At 34.3% G+C, this 16,293-nt stretch carries 16 protein-coding genes and 3 pseudogenes; 2 read left to right on the top strand and 17 right to left on the bottom strand.

Going from position 1 to position 16,293, the window contains the following annotated elements; all coding sequences use genetic code 11:
- Position 1 precedes the first annotated feature (1 nt).
- From ACQH21_RS05965 to ACQH21_RS06000, 8 genes and pseudogenes are all read right to left on the bottom strand, one after another.
- Positions 2-337, bottom strand: coding sequence for a GPW/gp25 family protein (locus ACQH21_RS05965; RefSeq protein ID WP_425384081.1), 336 nt, complete (start codon positions 335-337; stop codon positions 2-4).
- A gap of 2 nt (positions 338-339) precedes the next feature.
- Positions 340-594 (bottom strand): PAAR domain-containing protein, encoded by a 255-nt coding sequence (locus ACQH21_RS05970; RefSeq protein ID WP_015588268.1) that lies wholly within the window; start codon positions 592-594, stop codon positions 340-342.
- Entirely contained in the window at positions 591-1,055 is a 465-nt protein-coding gene (locus ACQH21_RS05975) for a phage baseplate assembly protein V (protein WP_015588267.1), read from the bottom strand. Before ACQH21_RS05975 ends, ACQH21_RS05970 begins: the two co-directional genes overlap by 4 nt.
- Positions 1,042-1,524 carry a hypothetical protein gene (locus tag ACQH21_RS05980; protein ID WP_015588266.1) on the bottom strand — a complete coding sequence of 161 codons (483 nt, stop codon included), beginning with the start codon at positions 1,522-1,524 and terminating at the stop codon, positions 1,042-1,044. The genes ACQH21_RS05975 and ACQH21_RS05980 overlap by 14 nt, the downstream gene beginning before the upstream one ends.
- A gap of 9 nt (positions 1,525-1,533) precedes the next feature.
- Positions 1,534-2,022, bottom strand: a complete 489-nt coding sequence (locus ACQH21_RS05985; RefSeq protein WP_019236396.1) for a phage tail protein — start codon at positions 2,020-2,022, stop codon at positions 1,534-1,536.
- On the bottom strand, positions 2,023-2,328 hold the full coding sequence (locus tag ACQH21_RS05990) for a head-tail joining protein (RefSeq protein ID WP_015588264.1): 306 nt from the start codon (positions 2,326-2,328) through the stop codon (positions 2,023-2,025).
- Between the two features lie 97 nt (positions 2,329-2,425).
- Positions 2,426-2,995, bottom strand: a pseudogene (locus ACQH21_RS05995) (major capsid protein); the annotation flags it as partial.
- Between the two features lie 44 nt (positions 2,996-3,039).
- Positions 3,040-4,193: pseudogene (locus ACQH21_RS06000) on the bottom strand (IS3 family transposase).
- 790 nt (positions 4,194-4,983) lie between these two features.
- Between ACQH21_RS06000 and ACQH21_RS06005 the strand changes: the two are divergent.
- Positions 4,984-6,519, top strand: a complete 1,536-nt coding sequence (locus ACQH21_RS06005; protein WP_425384082.1) for an ankyrin repeat domain-containing protein — start codon at positions 4,984-4,986, stop codon at positions 6,517-6,519.
- 78 nt (positions 6,520-6,597) lie between these two features.
- A complete protein-coding gene (locus ACQH21_RS06010) occupies positions 6,598-9,015 on the top strand; it encodes an ankyrin repeat domain-containing protein (RefSeq protein WP_425384083.1) in 2,418 nt (805 codons plus the stop codon).
- Positions 9,016-9,177: 162 nt separating this feature from the next.
- Here the strand turns inward: ACQH21_RS06010 and ACQH21_RS06015 are convergent, their stop codons facing one another.
- The 9 genes and pseudogenes from ACQH21_RS06015 to ACQH21_RS06055 form a co-directional block, all read right to left on the bottom strand.
- Positions 9,178-9,303: a hypothetical protein gene (locus ACQH21_RS06015; protein ID WP_255521123.1), complete on the bottom strand. Its 126-nt coding sequence runs from the start codon at positions 9,301-9,303 to the stop codon at positions 9,178-9,180.
- A 133-nt stretch (positions 9,304-9,436) separates the two neighbouring features.
- Entirely contained in the window at positions 9,437-10,930 is a 1,494-nt protein-coding gene (locus ACQH21_RS06020; RefSeq protein ID WP_264376209.1) for a recombinase family protein, read from the bottom strand.
- 2 nt (positions 10,931-10,932) lie between these two features.
- Entirely contained in the window at positions 10,933-11,364 is a 432-nt protein-coding gene (locus ACQH21_RS06025) for a DUF2924 domain-containing protein (protein WP_264686479.1), read from the bottom strand.
- Between the two features lie 4 nt (positions 11,365-11,368).
- Positions 11,369-11,842 carry an ankyrin repeat domain-containing protein gene (locus ACQH21_RS06030; RefSeq protein WP_408067094.1) on the bottom strand — a complete coding sequence of 158 codons (474 nt, stop codon included), beginning with the start codon at positions 11,840-11,842 and terminating at the stop codon, positions 11,369-11,371.
- Between the two features lie 41 nt (positions 11,843-11,883).
- Positions 11,884-12,588: an ankyrin repeat domain-containing protein gene (locus tag ACQH21_RS06035; RefSeq protein ID WP_425384084.1), complete on the bottom strand. Its 705-nt coding sequence runs from the start codon at positions 12,586-12,588 to the stop codon at positions 11,884-11,886.
- Between the two features lie 168 nt (positions 12,589-12,756).
- Positions 12,757-13,917: a phage tail protein gene (locus tag ACQH21_RS06040; protein ID WP_341824161.1), complete on the bottom strand. Its 1,161-nt coding sequence runs from the start codon at positions 13,915-13,917 to the stop codon at positions 12,757-12,759.
- Positions 13,917-14,708, bottom strand: coding sequence for a baseplate assembly protein (locus ACQH21_RS06045; protein ID WP_341824162.1), 792 nt, complete (start codon positions 14,706-14,708; stop codon positions 13,917-13,919). The genes ACQH21_RS06040 and ACQH21_RS06045 overlap by 1 nt, the downstream gene beginning before the upstream one ends.
- Before the next feature lie 2 nt (positions 14,709-14,710).
- On the bottom strand, positions 14,711-15,037 hold the full coding sequence (locus ACQH21_RS06050) for a GPW/gp25 family protein (protein ID WP_425384085.1): 327 nt from the start codon (positions 15,035-15,037) through the stop codon (positions 14,711-14,713).
- An 82-nt stretch (positions 15,038-15,119) separates the two neighbouring features.
- Positions 15,120-16,273 (bottom strand): annotated as a pseudogene (locus ACQH21_RS06055) (IS3 family transposase).
- Positions 16,274-16,293: the final 20 nt, after the last annotated feature.

Genomic DNA, 16,293 nt, shown 5'->3' on the forward strand with positions numbered 1-16,293 from the left:
TCTAAACAACTACTCCACTAATATTTATGAACTTGCCTTCTGAAAGATACATACCTTCAAGTACAAGAGTCATTTTTCCTTCTTTAGCTTCAGCAATCTTTACTTTTTCTAACTTAAATCTCTTCTCAAATTTCCCCAGTGCTTCTGCTATTGCTGCATAGATCTTCAAAGTAAAATCTCTACTGATTGGTTTATCCACTAATTCAAATAATCTTGAGCCATAATCTCTCCTCATTATTCTACTGTTAATAGGAGTGGTCAGTATATCAATTATCGACTGCTTTAAGTGCTCTATTCCTTCTAACGTTTTTCCTGTTTTAGCATCCATACCCTTCATTTCTATTTTGCAAAGACGCTTTCACTGCCTTTTATTACTTTAAACCCACATGAAACTATATCTCCTACTCTTCCTACACCAAGACCATTTGCAAACACTGTTTTTGATCCTTCAGTTAATGCTCTTCCTTCACTAAAACTGTCTCCTTGTCTACACATTGACTTACCGTTTACAAAAACATTATTACTTCCGCTAATGCAGAAATGTGGTATAGCTTCTCCACAGTAGTCTCCTAACCTCACTATTCCTTTGTTCAATTTAAGTCGATCCTTTCTGCTTTCAGTTTTATTCCACTTTTTGTCATTTCTATGCTCGATTCCCCAGCTTTCAGTGTTATTTTATCTACTACTTCAATCTCTAAATGATGTTTTTCCTTATCATATAACAATCTTGTTCCATCTTGAAACTTCACACTATTTATTTCTTTTTTATTCTCTGGTGCAGGGTATTTTTCCTGATATATTCCTCCTAATACCACTCCTAATGATAGTTCACCAAGAGGAGAAAATATCATAACCTGTTCATCAATATCTGGCGGAGACCAATCTCTATCTTTTCCTGCTTTACTTGTTATCCACGGTAAATAATCTGTTAAAAATTCTCCTATTTTCACTCTTACTTTTGCTTTTTCATAATCTATTTCTTTTACAATTCCTATACGAATAACGTTTGCTAGCTTCCTATTCAGCTCTGAAATCGCAAAACTATGATCCAACATTTATATTTCCTACGTTTATTGTATGTGGTTTAATTTTCCCCTCTTCCCATACTGATTTACCTAAATGAAGCTGATGACTCCAATCAACCATCCACACTAAATATGCATCGAGCTCTGGCCTAAATCCGTCAATTTCCGCAGAGATAAATTCTCCTGGTGAAACATTTTCCACATTCCAAGTATTTTTATTTACTACTCTCGCAACCTCAGCAGCTAATGTTCTAACAACTACCGAGGAATCCTCTACTGTTCCATCAACTACAATCCTCGCCTCAAACCTGGCTTTCAATGCTAATTCATCAGTACCTGCATCTTTACCTGGTTCTAAACTTGTTAGTTCTACAAACACCGCTGGCGCTACTAATTCTTTCCTTATTGCTGGATAAATTTCACATGTCTGTATAGCCAGTATTTCTTCCTTCAGTGTGCTGCAAATTGCTTTATGTAAATCTTTCCAGAACTTTGTCATGCATATAATTTAACTCATGTAATGTATAAAATATTTTTCAAATACCTTTTCAACTTCATAATTAACAAGATTCCCTATTATCCTTGAAGCCTCAGGTTCGAGTGGCAACTTAACTTCCTTTATTGGCAATGCTGCCCTTCCTTCACGTTTAAACATACCGCTATTTCCTTTTGGCATAACTGCTGCAAATCCTCCTATAAACTCATGCTTTCCTACTTTCGATCCTCTTCTTGTTTTTTGTATTTTGCCAATTGTCGATGCTCTAATGTCGTAGAGATTTGCTCTAATTAACACTTCTAATCTGCTTGTTTTTGCTTTAAAAATTCTTAATCTCTTTCTTATCAAACTTAATTTTATTCTCTTTTCCTCACTAATTTCCTTAGCTGCTTTTGATTTTAGCCATATTGCTGTTTTGTTTAATGCACTCACCGTCACTTTTTCCACTTTTTTCCTTTCAGCATCTATACTTTGTATAATACTACCGGTGTTAATACGCATTTATACTCCTGACGCTCGAATTTTCCATACCATTCCTGAATTATCTTGCAGCGGTGGAGAATATACTTTATATTTACGGTCACCTATAACAAAAATATCTCCTACAATTGGCTGCAGTACATCAAACGCACTTATTTCCAACACTAAAGTTTCTCCTACAAATTGCCCTTCACCAATCTCGTATAATTTATCTGGCTCTTGCTTTAACACCTGTACCATATATGACTTATCCTTTGATTTATATAAAGCCACTTCTCCTAAATGGGCAAAACAATCTTCTAATAATCGCTTAATATTCTCTTGCATATTTCTTTTTGATATACTAACCTTTACATGCTAAGAAAGCGCATACCGGTAGAGTCGTTCTGTGCCTCACCACCTTGTAGTTACTCTACCAGTATTGTTATGCTGCAACGATCTTGACCAAAACGGCCGGGCGGTGGCACATTGGTAGAGGATTTGACTGCGTATGTAAATCGGTCCCTCTATCAAATCTTCTTGGCTCTTGTTTTGCATAGAGTGGCTGTCCGAGAGTATTCACCGTCTCATTAAAGTCTGCTGGTGCAAAATATGTTGTAAACGTGCTTGCTGTTCCTAGTGGAAAACAGTGCCCTGTATCTTTCTCAATAAATCTTCTAACCGTTCCTTCAGGGTCAGTTGCTTGCCCTCTATATTCCTCAAACGTTATGCCACAAAATGTAAACCCTGACCTCATATCATTTCGAAGTGCTGCTCCTTCTTGCCATCTTTCATATGCTTCTTTTACTTTTGCATGAGAAGTTAGTGCATCAAAAAACTCAGGGCTTACCAAGGCATGAATTCCAGTCATATATTCACCACTTAGGTTATCTTCTATATGCCGCAATACTTCCAGACACTTACGTTTTACATCAGTTGTTGCTGTTCCAAGGGCAAAATTTACTACTTTTGGTGTTATTTCAAATTCGTTGTACAGATTTAATAATTCTGACCCTGACCTTACCCAGAAAAAGTAGACAGAAAGTTAAGACGTTTTTGCTATGAGAATGATGAATCAAAAAGCTCAGGAATGCAATAGTTAATAGTAGAATGTCTACGCTGTTTATTATAAAAAATTTCTATATATTCAAATATTGCGGTTTTAGCTTGTTGTGCAGAGTGTTGTGAAGTATCAATGAGTAACTCTCTCTTAAGTGAACTAAAAAAGCTCTCTGAAACAGCATTATCATAACAACAACCTTTGTGACTCATACTAGAAGTAATATTTTTTGTACTTAGTAAAAATTGATAATTTTTAGAGGTGTATTGCGATCCTTGATCGCTATGAAATAGTAGATTTTTAGCAGATTTGCGCCTACCAATAGCCATGAATAACGCATCTATAACTAATTGCCTATTTACTGCATTACTCATTGACCAGCCAATCACCATGCGTGAATATAAATCTATTATTGCTGCCAAATATAACCATCCTTCATTAGTTTTTATGTACGTAATATCAGTTACCCATATCTTGTTAGGTTGATCAGCGATGAAATTCTGATTTAATATGTTAGGAGTTATAACTCTATTGTCTATTTGTGGTTTTTTACTTTTAAACTTTCGTCTAAGCTTAGCTTGAATGCCATTTTTCTGCATAACATTTTGCACTGTTTTGATGTTATAATTTTTACCTAAAGCCTTTAATTCAGCGTGAATTTTAGGAGCTCCGTATCTGCATTGTGATGCTCGATATACCTTCTGAATATCTTGTATGAGCTCTTCTCTTATTGATTTTTTGTTGTTTTTTTCCTTAGTAATCCATTTATAATAACCACAAGCAGATACGTTCAAAAATCTGCATAATTCCCGTATTTTATAGCAGTTTTCATGTTCTTTTATAAAAGAATATTTTACTCTTTTTGGTTTGCAAAATATCCCAGGGCTTTTTTTAAAATGTCTCTTTCCCTCGTTACTCTTGCCAGCTCTTTCTTTAAATCAAACTTTTCTTTGTCACAATGAGCTACTTTCCCTTTTCCTGGAAACGCATCTACTCCAGACATTCTATCATTGTATGTTTTTACCCATCTGCTTAATGAATCACCGCTAATACCCAAATCTCTTGCTATTTTTGCTGATGATTGACCTGTTTCTTTTACTAGTCTTATAGCTTCAATTTTGAATTCTGCTGTATATTCTTTTCTTTTTGTCATACCACACCTCTTTGAAAAAACGTTTTATTTTACTTCAAAAACGTCTTAACTTTCTGTCTACTTTTTCTGGGTAAGGTCACCTCTTTATGAATGGAAAAAAATGGAAACTGTTACGTCTAACATACACTATAGTAACTTGATGCCATTTCAAGCAAGATATCACGTTTTTAGGTTTTGTCAATCCTCAATTTGAAAATTTTTTTTAGACTTGAATAACTCTCAACAAAAGCCTCTTAATATGAGAGATACATGACGTTTTATTTATTTTAAATTCTGTTTTTTATAAGTTTATCTTAATACTTATTGTCAAATGAATTACTATTAATTTAATATTATATATTGCTAATGAATTAAATAATATAACCATTTCTACCACTCAAAACCAAGGGCGGTGAGAAGTGTTTTTCTTGGGATGGCATGGTCTACCATGTGTACCATACGAACTTTTTAATATAGTGATTTCATTATACGCTAAAACTAGCCACATTAGCACATTTCATCCATATCTACATACGAACTGTTTTGCCTAAGATTATGGAAATAATTTAAATTTTCTATTTTTATAACCCTATTTTACGTGGCTTGTTCTCGCAAATGTATGACCTTTTTTGAAGGAGTAAATAATTGAAATCCTTATGACACTAAGTTGAGTGTTTTTCTATCCAATTTGAAATAAAAGATATTTTTCTACACCTATATACAACAAATTTGCTGTTCTAAAAAATAAACTCTTGCTAATTATATCAAGTGTATAATAATCAAAACATGGATTTTTAGAGTGAGGTAAATTATGTATCCTAATGTACACGAAAGTAATGGTAATACTGAGTTACATTGTGCTGCTAAAGATGACAACTTAGAAGCAGTTCAAGCTTTACTAAACAAAGGTGCTGATGTTGAGGTACAAAACGACAATGGCGATACTGCTTTACATATAGCTGCTCAAGAAGGCCACTTAGAAGTAGTTCAATTTCTGTTAGAAAAAGGGGCTAGTGTTGGAGAACAAAATAGCGAAGGCTGCACTGCTCTTCATTGTGCTACTGAAAATGGTTGCTTAGCAGTAGTTAAGTACTTTATAAATGAAAAAAGAATCAATATTAACCAAAAGAACGATGATAATGACACTCCTTTACATATAGCTGCTGAAGATGGCCACTTAGAAGTAGTTCAATTTCTGTTAGAAAAAGGGGCTAGTGTTGAGGAACCAGGCAGCGAAGGATGTACTGCTTTGCATTATGCTGCTAGAGGAGGTCACTTAGGAATAGTTCAAGCTCTATTAGATAAAGATGCTGATATTGATGCACAAAACAACAATGGCGATACTGCTTTGCATCTTGCTGCTGAAAACGGTTGCTTAGCAATAGTTAAATACTTTGTAGACGAAAAAGGAATTAATATTAACCAAGAGAACGATGATAATGAAACTCCTTTGCATCTTGCTGCTAGCGAGGGACGCTTAGAAGTAGTTAAATTTCTGTTGGAAAAAGGAGCCGTTTTTGAGGCAAAAGAAAATGATGACTTAACTGCTTTGCATTATGCTGCTACAAATAGTCACTTAGAAGTAGTTCAAGCTCTATTAGATAAAATGGATAATGCTGACATACTAAAGAAGAGTTTCAAATATGTCTTGCATATTGCTGCTCGAGAGGGTTACTTAAAAATAGTACAAGCTCTACTAGACAAAGGTGCTGATATTGATGCACAAAACAAGGATGGCGATACTGCTTTGAATGAAGCTGCTGGACGTGGTCATTTGCAAGTAGTTCAATGTCTGTTAGAAAAGGGTGCTAGTTTTGAAACACGAAACAACGAAGGCTGTACTGCTTTGCATATTGCTGCTGAAACTGGTCACTTAGAAGTAGTTCAAGCTCTGTTAGACAAAGGGGCTAACGTTGAAGCAAAAAGCAAAAATGGCAGTACTGCGTTGCATGAAGCTGCTAGAATGGGTCGCTCAGACATAGTTCAATATCTTGTAGAGGAAAAAAAGGCTACTATTGATGTAAAGGACGTTGATTGTAATACTCCCCTGGATTTAGCTGATAGAAGCGGCCACAAAAATATTGTTGAGTATCTTAATTTTCAAAAAAAGAAGCATTCTGAAACTTCAAGAGCAATAAAGACCGGTTTCTCTGTAGGTGTAATAGCCACGTTGACAGTAACCATTGGATGTATTGTTACTCATATAAGTTTATCAATATTAGTTATTGCTGCATTGATAGTTGGAGCCATTGCTAGTGGCATTACATATGCAATATTAAAGCCTAGTACTAAGCTAAATGAATATGAAATAGGGAGACAAAATTTACCAGAACCAGTTACACCTTAAGAGTAAGTGTTACATAGCTCTTGTTTTTTATGTCAAGTATATAATAATAAAATATGGAGTTTTAAAATGAGGAGAGTTATGAGTTTTGATAAGTTGGAAGAAATACTAGCTTCTATTGATACTGACGTTGGTTTAAGTGAGAGTAATGTGTTCAGAAAAGTAGAAGAGAAGCTAAAACAAATAGATACATCTGGCCTATTACAGCTTGCTGTTTTGAAAAATAATAAACGAATGGTAGAGACTCTTATACAAAAAGAGGCTGATGTTAATGGAATGGATATATACGATCGTGATCCATTATATTATGCTATCTTGCATAGAAATACACGAATGGTAGAGGTCCTGATAAAGAATGGGGCAAGTGTTAGGAAGAAATATAATGATGGAAGTACTCCTTTGCATTATGCTATCTTGGGTAACAAAACAAAAATAGTAGAGCACCTAATAAATAATGGGGCTGATGTTAATGCAGTAGATGAAAAAGGTAGGACTCCATTATACTTGGCTGGCCGAAATACAAAAATGATCTCGATTCTTATGAAGAATGGAGCATGTCCCTTACTGGAAAATAGAAATGTTGAATTTTTGAAGTATTTAATTGCACTCATTAAAGATGGTGATATAGATAATTTGGAGAAGAGAGAAGCGAAACAGAAAGAAGAGCAAGTAGATGATGAATATGAATCACTTAAATACTCATTGCTGCTTAGTGATAACAGCTCTTTGATCTCTATTATAAAAAGGGAAGAATTCAATAATTTAATATCTGAGTGGTCTTCAGGTGCACCTGACTTAAAAGAGGGCCAAAAAAATTTGAATAAGGCGTTGTTAAGTCTCCTAAAAGACTTTCCATTTTGTAACATTACAAGGTTTGAGAATTTTTTACAAGACAACAAAAGTAATGATGATCTAAAGATTGTTCTCAATCTTCAAAGAGGAAAGTCCAAGTTGACAATACTGCATGTAATACAAAGTATGGAGCGTTTGGCAGTAGAAAAAGATATGGCCTGGGCAGTTGGAGCATTTATAACTTTACTTTTAAAGGCTGGAGCTGATCCTAACATAGTTGACAGTGAAGGACAAACACCTTTGCACTATGCTGCTTATTATAATACTTTAAATATACCTTTACTTCTGAACAAAGGAGCACGTAATCAACCTGATAAACAAGGAAAAACTCCTCTAGATATTGTAATTATTAACAAAAAACCTTTTGAAGTGAATATTTTAGAACAAATCTTTTTAACTCAGGAGCAAATGAGAGCAAAAAGCCATTTAGAAGATATTTGCGGTCATAGCCTTGACACTAATCAACTAAGAGAGTTTTTAAATCAGCACAGAGGAAATGAAGGTCTTAAAGAGATTTTAAATCTTCGTGATTGCAAAGGAAAGTCTCGTATTTTTCAAAAGATTAGAGATGCTTGTTATGGTGATAAAATTCGTTTTAAAGAAGCAGAAAGGTTACTGTTAGAAGCAGGAGCAATTGATTACAAAGGATGGAAGGACAAAGAACATTTACCTAAAGCTTCCACTTTATGGGACATTTTAATATTAAACCAACGGGAGGAATTGAAAACTTTTTTAGATATGGCCAATGCAGCCGAAAACATGAACGAGTTAGAGCAAGTTGTAAAAAGAGCTATAGAAGCAGGAGTAATGCTGAACTTTGCTGTGTCAGGAAGTTTATATGACAAGAAATATGAGAGTAAATATGGCTTTGCAGATTGTATAATAAGAAAAATTAGTGAATTAAAAAAGAACTCTAGAATTGCAAGTGATGTAGAGGTTGCTAGTCGTATAGTATGTAACTTAGTATCAAAAGGAGTAGTACTACATACTATAAGCAGCATCCTTGTCATTGATGAACTAGAAGAGTTTAAAAGCCACAAAGCTAATATGGTAAAAGCCTATGAAAGTTATGCAAAGCGTAGTTTGAAATTTATGGAAATTGTTAAAAGTGCAACTACTGGCAAGGTGAAAAATGTAAAAGTGGATAACTCTATTCTCTATTTGGAATATTCAGAAAGTAGTGTAGTTGAGGTTGCGAAAATCATAAATGAAGCAAATTTAACTCATGGAAGTATAGAATCTAGAAGAGATGTAATAGCAATCGGTGAAAGTGAGGTAGAAATTATAACGGAAGATGGGATAAGAAATTATACTAACCTTACGGGCAATATAGTACTGACTTTCTATACTAGTTTGGGAAAGATAGACGTTAAACTGTATCCTGACGTACAAGATAAAAGCAAAATTATAGTAGAAGCGAGTAATAAAGAGGAAGTATTGGAAAAATTCAAAGGTTATGAAGAAGAATTAGGTGAGAGTTGCTTACTTGGTGGAGATAGGGTCTACGATGCTATTGAGCAAGGATATTTTGAAAGATCTGGTGGATATTTAATACGTCCTGAAGTAATAAGCGAGTCTAACAACAAATGGACAGAACGTGAAGAGTTAAGAAGGACTTCTGATCCTAGGAGAGAAGTTTCTAGGTAGATTGATTTGCTAAAAAAGTTGAAGATTATTATTTAAATATAAACTACTATAATTTATAGGTTAAGGAGTTCGTACCAATGTCTTCTAAGAATACTCTTTTATGTTGTTTTTAAGCTGGCTACAAAATGAGGATATGGAACATACAATTGGCTGGGCTGCCTTTTACACTCCAGGTCTACTATTAAAATATGCAGCTAAAATTGGATCATTTTCTACCATTATTGCATCTAACATACTAAAATCTTCATTATTTATATTGATATTTTCACATAATTGATTCTGTAACATTGACTTACTTTTCTATATCAATTTCAGCATCTTTTGTGTGGCTCTTTGTAGTAGCTCCTTTTGCAATAACCTTTTTTAATTTTCTGGCACATACTTTTTTCGATGTTTTTTCATATTGTTGTTTTTATAAACGTTACGATGCTGAGCCGTAAAACTTCTCTAATTGTTCACTCCACAGCATCGGTATTTCTCTCAAATCAACTAACTTCAAACCCCTTGGCTGTCTCCCATTTACTATGTCTTCCTTAATCTTCGGAGCTAAATAATTTAACCTTAAAATTTGCTGTATACGTCTTGTACCTATATTAATTTTGGCACTCAGCTCCTTCACACTTTCGTATTTTCCCTCTTCTAGTTGCCGTTTCCACAGATGGGCTCTTACCACTGCTTTCAGTAGTGCATTGTTTGTTTTGCCTTCTGGCTCAGTTACTGTGCATTTCTTTCCTTTCTTTTTTATTGGTATAAATTCCACCTTATCCTCTAAACTCACCTCTATTCCATCTTCTTTTATCATTACTCCTTTTATTAACTTTTTCACTACTTCTTTCTGCTTTCCAAAATTTAAATTTTCCCATTTTTCTTCGGTCTTTTCTCTCCAATTTTCATATATCTGCTCCGCTTTTCTCATCACTTCTTTTTCTACTTCTCCTGCTACTATTGTTCGATTTACTGATTCACAATTCTTTCCCCTTAAGTGATTGTTGCATACATAATATCGGTACCTTTTATTTTCTTTTTTTGAGTATGTCAGTGTCATATTTACACTACAGCTCTTACACTTAATTATTCCCCTAAGCAGCGCTTCCTCATATTTTGCTTTTCTATATGGCTGATTACTTATCAATTCCTGCGCTTTTTGCCATTTTTCTTCCTCTATTATTGCTTCATGCTTTCCCTCATACTGTTTGTCATAATGTCTTATCTTTCCCACATATATTGGATTTGTTATTATTCTTCTCACCGTTGCTTTTTTAAAGATATCCGTTTTTGCTTTTGTTCGGTATCCTTCCCTGTTTAACTCTCTTGCCAACTCTGCCATTGACTTCAGCTCCAAATATCTTTCAAATATATGCTGCACTGTTTTTGCTTCTTTTTCATTTATTATTAATTCCTTATCTTTTACATCATACCCAAGCGGTAAAGTTCCTCCCATCCATAAACCTTGTTCTTTTGATGTTGCTATTTTATTTTTTACTCTCTCTACTATCATCTCTCTTTCTAGTTGTGCTGCTCCTGATAATACTGTCTGTACGAATTTTCCCATTGGCGTATTATTGTCAAATATCTGTGTTACTGCTACAAAATTTACTCGGTGCCTTCTAAAAAATGACGTTACTTCTATGCTGTCTTTTGTTTCTCTTGATAACCTATCTAGTGTATATACTACTACACAGTCTATCTCTCCTCCTCTGACATCTTCAAATAATTCCTTTATCGCTGGTCTTTCTAAATTTTTTCCTGAATATCCTCCATCATCGTACTTTTTTGCCAATGCTACCCAGCCTTCTTTGCTCTTTATATACTTTTCACATGCTACTCGTTGCGCATCAAGACTGTTAAACTTTTGTTCTAGTCCATCCTCATTTGACTTTCTCGTATATATTGCACATCTTACTTCTTTTAGCATTTTCAACTTCCATTTTTTTCACGCATTCCAAATAATAAAGGGCCGTTGTAACTCATTCCCATTATTTTTCCTGCCACTGCTGACAATGATGTATAAAACTCTTCTTTGTAGATTAAACCCTTGTCTGTTACCATTACCGCATGCGTTTCTTCCCCTCTCTCTAGTATTAATTCTGTCCCTTCTACTGGAAGTTTGTCACTACTTATTCTTTTTCCCTTCTCTAGCCGATCTGCCAGATACTCTAGTCTTTTTAATCCTTTTCTTGACATTTCTCCATACGCTTCCTCCTGCATTCTATAAGCTAATCTTGGTATCAGATATTTCTTTGAGTATCTAGGCGCCTCTTCCCCAAATACCTTCTTCCACGTTTTTCTCAGCTCACCCAAAGGTTTTCTCTCTAAATTCATTACTTTCTTTTCTATTTCTTCTTCCATATTTTTAGCCTTTCATAAATAACTTTTCAATTCTTTCTGTTTCTTTCTTCAATATTTCAGTTATCTCTTTGCTGTTTTTCGCATAATCCATCCCTGTCATTCCAAATTTATCTGCTTGCTCTATTTCAGCCCCTGCTTTTACTAGCTCCTCCACTATTTCTTTTTCACCTACCATACATGCAAGGTGCAGCGGTGTGCATTTACTTCCATATTCTTCCGCATTTACATTCCCTCCTGATTTTATTAATTCTCTCACGGTTTCTAGGCGTTTCTCGGTTACCGCTAGATGCAGTGCTGTATATCCTCTTGCATCTGCTGCATTCACATTCGCTCCTTTTTCGACTAATAACTTCACTGTTTTTGCGTTTATCACATAATGCAAAACTGTTCTTCCTTTTTCGTCTCTTGCATAAATATTTTTATATGAGTTCTCTAATAATTCTTTTGCTGACTTCTCTTTCTTGCCAAGCTTTAACATAATCCACCCCATCTTTTCTTTAAAAAATTTAAATCCCTTTTTTAAGCCTTCCCTCTCACTACATTTTCTATCTCATCTATCATTTCGTTCACTTGGCCCATTATCTTGCTTGCTAAATTTTTACATTCTTTCTTTATTAGCGACTTGTCTCTCTTCCTTATTTCTTCTATCTCTATTATTTTTAGCTCCGGCATATAGCTCCCATTCAACATGTCTGCTATTTCTCCCACTAGCCTCTCTATTCCATAGCACGTCAGTTCTCTGCTTTTTGTTATTCCACCTTTTTCTCTCAGAAATTTGCTCGCCTTTTCACTTTCTTTACTATCACACAGAGAATACTTTTCACTTTCCCATATATAATACATTGGTGTTGCACCATACTTATTTAGTTGATTAATTTCAGCCCCTGCTTCTACTAGCTCTTTTATTATTTCAACTCCTGCTCCTTTGCACGCAGAGTGCAGTGGCGTACATCCACTGACATATTGAGTGGCATTTACTTCTGCTCCCGACCTTAGCAGCACTTTTACATTTTCTAAGCTTTTCGCAAATACTGCACAGTGTAGTGGTGTATAACCCTTTTTATCTCTTGCATTTACCTCTGCCCCTTTTTTTATTAATAATCTCACTGTTTTGTAATCGGAGATTTCTACTGCTTGATGCAAGATCGTTTCTCCTTCTTCATTTCTTTTATTAATGTTTTTACTTGATACTTCTTTAAAAAACTTACTCTTGCTAAAACTCATTTCATACCTCACAAAACTAGCTTTTCTAGCGCCAGACAAATTTCTTATATTTACCTGCTGCTATTCAAGTCATGTCCTTTTTAGCATGAGAAAGCAAGTCTTTTTCTTTTTATTTCATACACTTTTACCTATTATTAATATAATATATGAGGATCTCAATATAAATACTTAACTTATTATAGATATTACTTGACTATTTTTCCAACTTCTGTGCAAATGTCGATGTTCGTGCCACTTCAGTATTCCCGGGTAAAATACTAAAATGTGCTTTTCTAATTCATGTATCGAATCTTCTTTTCCTGAACTTCTATCATTTTCGCAACTAACGTGATATTCCGTTAAATTAGCTTTCGCAACCTTTTGATCAGTAAGATTCTTTGCTTCATATTCATAGCTGATATTAAATCTTTCCAAAATTGGTTTGTATTCCAAGTTCCATAGCTGATCAGAAAGTTTATCATTACCAAGGAAAAGTGTGCCTCCTATCTCTTCTTGATAACAAAGAGGAAAACAGCTATTTATTTCTCCTAATTTCCAGCTATCTGACAGTACAATCTGTGCTTTGACAAACTTAATTGCTGGTAATAAACTTTGTGGTAATGGATATAGTGCTTTTAAGTTGTACCACAAATGATTTCTTTCATAAATACCGTTATAATTCTTTGTGTGAGGCTCGGTTTCTCCAAGTATTGCTACATCTAGGCGATATATATCATTGCTTAAAGCTCGTTCATAATGATCGCGTAGATAGTTTTCTATAATCCTAATAACTGGACCACTAGACCTGAAAAAATTTACTCTTCCAAATGATAACACTGGTCCATCTTTTTCTATTTTTACCCCTGAATAATCAGAAAGAAGATCTCCAAATAAACTCTCATCCAATATAAATCTCTGCACATTATAATAATCGTTAAAAATCCTCATTAATCTGGATCTTACAGGCAGTGATAGTTTTGCCAGCTCTACTACTGCATCTACGAAGAAGTCATTTGGTACCTCTTTTATCCCTACTTGCAACTCAAAAAAGTGTTTACCGGGTGGCTCTTCAATAATTGTAATATCTTCTATATTTGCCCACTTTAGTGCTATTTTTAGTGATGCTGGAGTTCCTCTCAGTCTTTGAAATTTTACTCCTTCTACTACGGCTTTTCTTTTATCCTTTACCCAACGCAGTATCTCTTCTAAACCATATTCTTCTATTATCCACGGCAATGTTTCTTCTTTAAGACTAAACTTAAATCCTCTGATACAGTTTGGATCTACTTTATAATCTATCGCATCTACTAGCGCTCTTTCCTGCCTTGTTGCATTTGGTGGCAGTAACATTAATTCAACTCAATCTTTAAATTTCTCAAATTTGCACATTCATTTCCCAGAACCACAACATCCTCTTTTGGCTCGATTAATTCTACGTTTTCTACACCATCTACAAATAAATTCGCTATTATCCATGATCTTGTAACATTCCATCCCAGCCTTCTACTTGCTTCAAACTTCTTGATGAACTGTTCCTTAATTTCCTCCTTTGATATTACAGAACTTATGCTCATTCTGCTGTCAATATCTATTTCCGTAATATTGCAACCAATTACTGTTACTGTATCTGTTAAAACCCTTATATCATCTCTATTAACTTGCTTTCTTACAATTTCAAGTAGCTCTTCTAATGCTATGCCAGTTTGTGTTGATAAAATTGAAATTTGTACTTTTCCTGGTATAGGTGATTCTACTAATGCATCTTTTACTCTACTATCTGCTGACAGTGCATAATACCTATAATGTTCCTTGCTCCCACATGTGCTCCAGCCTTTTACTTTTGCTTTTACCCTCTTTCTAAATCGTTCGTCATCTTCTTCTTTTTCTCTCTCTACTCCATAAAATTCAGCCAAATTATCAAGATCTTCTCCTGTCGCAAATTTAAGTAAATTACCCTTTACAGCTTCGTTTATCCTTTGTCTGAGTAAAAGTTCTCGCCATGCTGCTACCTCCAGAATCTTTATTGCTGGATCGGATTCTACTAACGCTGAAAAGGTTTCATCTCTACACACTAATTCCTCCTTCATTCTGGAAAAGATTTCCTCATAGCTTAGTTTTTCAATAATATTAGATGTCTGCATTTCTAAACAACTACTCCACTAATACCTATGAATTTGCCTTCTGAAAGATACATACCTTCAAGTACAAGAGTCATTTTTCCTTCTTTAGCTTCAGCAATCTTTACTTTTTCTAACTTAAATCTCTTTTCCCATTTTTCCAAAGCTTCTGCTGTTGCTGCATATATCTCAAGTGTTAAATCTCTATTTATTGGCTTATCTACTAATTCAAATAATCGAGAACCATACTCTCTTCTCATAATACGTGATCCAATAGGAGTGGTTAAAATATCAGTAATTGATTGTTTTAAATGTTCTATTCCTTCCAATTCCTTTCCCGTGCTAGCATTCATGCCTCATTCTGCAAATACATTTTTGCTAACACCTATCATGACCTTACCCAGAAAAAGTAGACAGAAAGTTAAGACGTTTTTGCTATGAGAATGATGAATCAAAAAGCTCAGGAATGCAATAGTTAATAGTAGAATGTCTACGCTGTTTATTATAAAAAATTTCTATATATTCAAATATTGCGGTTTTAGCTTGTTGTGCAGAGTGTTGTGAAGTATCAATGAGTAACTCTCTCTTAAGTGAACTAAAAAAGCTCTCTGAAACAGCATTATCATAACAACAACCTTTGTGACTCATACTAGAAGTAATATTTTTTGTACTTAGTAAAAATTGATAATTTTTAGAGGTGTATTGCGATCCTTGATCGCTATGAAATAGTAGATTTTTAGCAGATTTGCGCCTACCAATAGCCATGAATAACGCATCTATAACTAATTGCCTATTTACTGCATTACTCATTGACCAGCCAATCACCATGCGTGAATATAAATCTATTATTGCTGCCAAATATAACCATCCTTCATTAGTTTTTATGTACGTAATATCAGTTACCCATATCTTGTTAGGTTGATCAGCGATGAAATTCTGATTTAATATGTTAGGAGTTATAACTCTATTGTCTATTTGTGGTTTTTTACTTTTAAACTTTCGTCTAAGCTTAGCTTGAATGCCATTTTTCTGCATAACATTTTGCACTGTTTTGATGTTATAATTTTTACCTAAAGCCTTTAATTCAGCGTGAATTTTAGGAGCTCCGTATCTGCATTGTGATGCTCGATATACCTTCTGAATATCTTGTATGAGCTCTTCTCTTATTGATTTTTTGTTGTTTTTTTCCTTAGTAATCCATTTATAATAACCACAAGCAGATACGTTCAAAAATCTGCATAATTCCCGTATTTTATAGCAGTTTTCATGTTCTTTTATAAAAGAATATTTTACTCTTTTTGGTTTGCAAAATATCCCAGGGCTTTTTTTAAAATGTCTCTTTCCCTCGTTACTCTTGCCAGCTCTTTCTTTAAATCAAACTTTTCTTTGTCACAATGAGCTACTTTCCCTTTTCCTGGAAACGCATCTACTCCAGACATTCTATCATTGTATGTTTTTACCCATCTGCTTAATGAATCACCGCTAATACCCAAATCTCTTGCTATTTTTGCTGATGATTGACCTGTTTCTTTTACTAGTCTTATAGCTTCAATTTTGAATTCTGCTGTATATTCTTTTCTTTTTGTCATACCACACCTCTTTGAAAAAA

It is taken from the genome of Wolbachia endosymbiont (group B) of Eupithecia inturbata (genome assembly GCF_964030915.1).
In the GTDB taxonomy this organism is placed as follows: Bacteria; Pseudomonadota; Alphaproteobacteria; order Rickettsiales; family Anaplasmataceae; genus Wolbachia.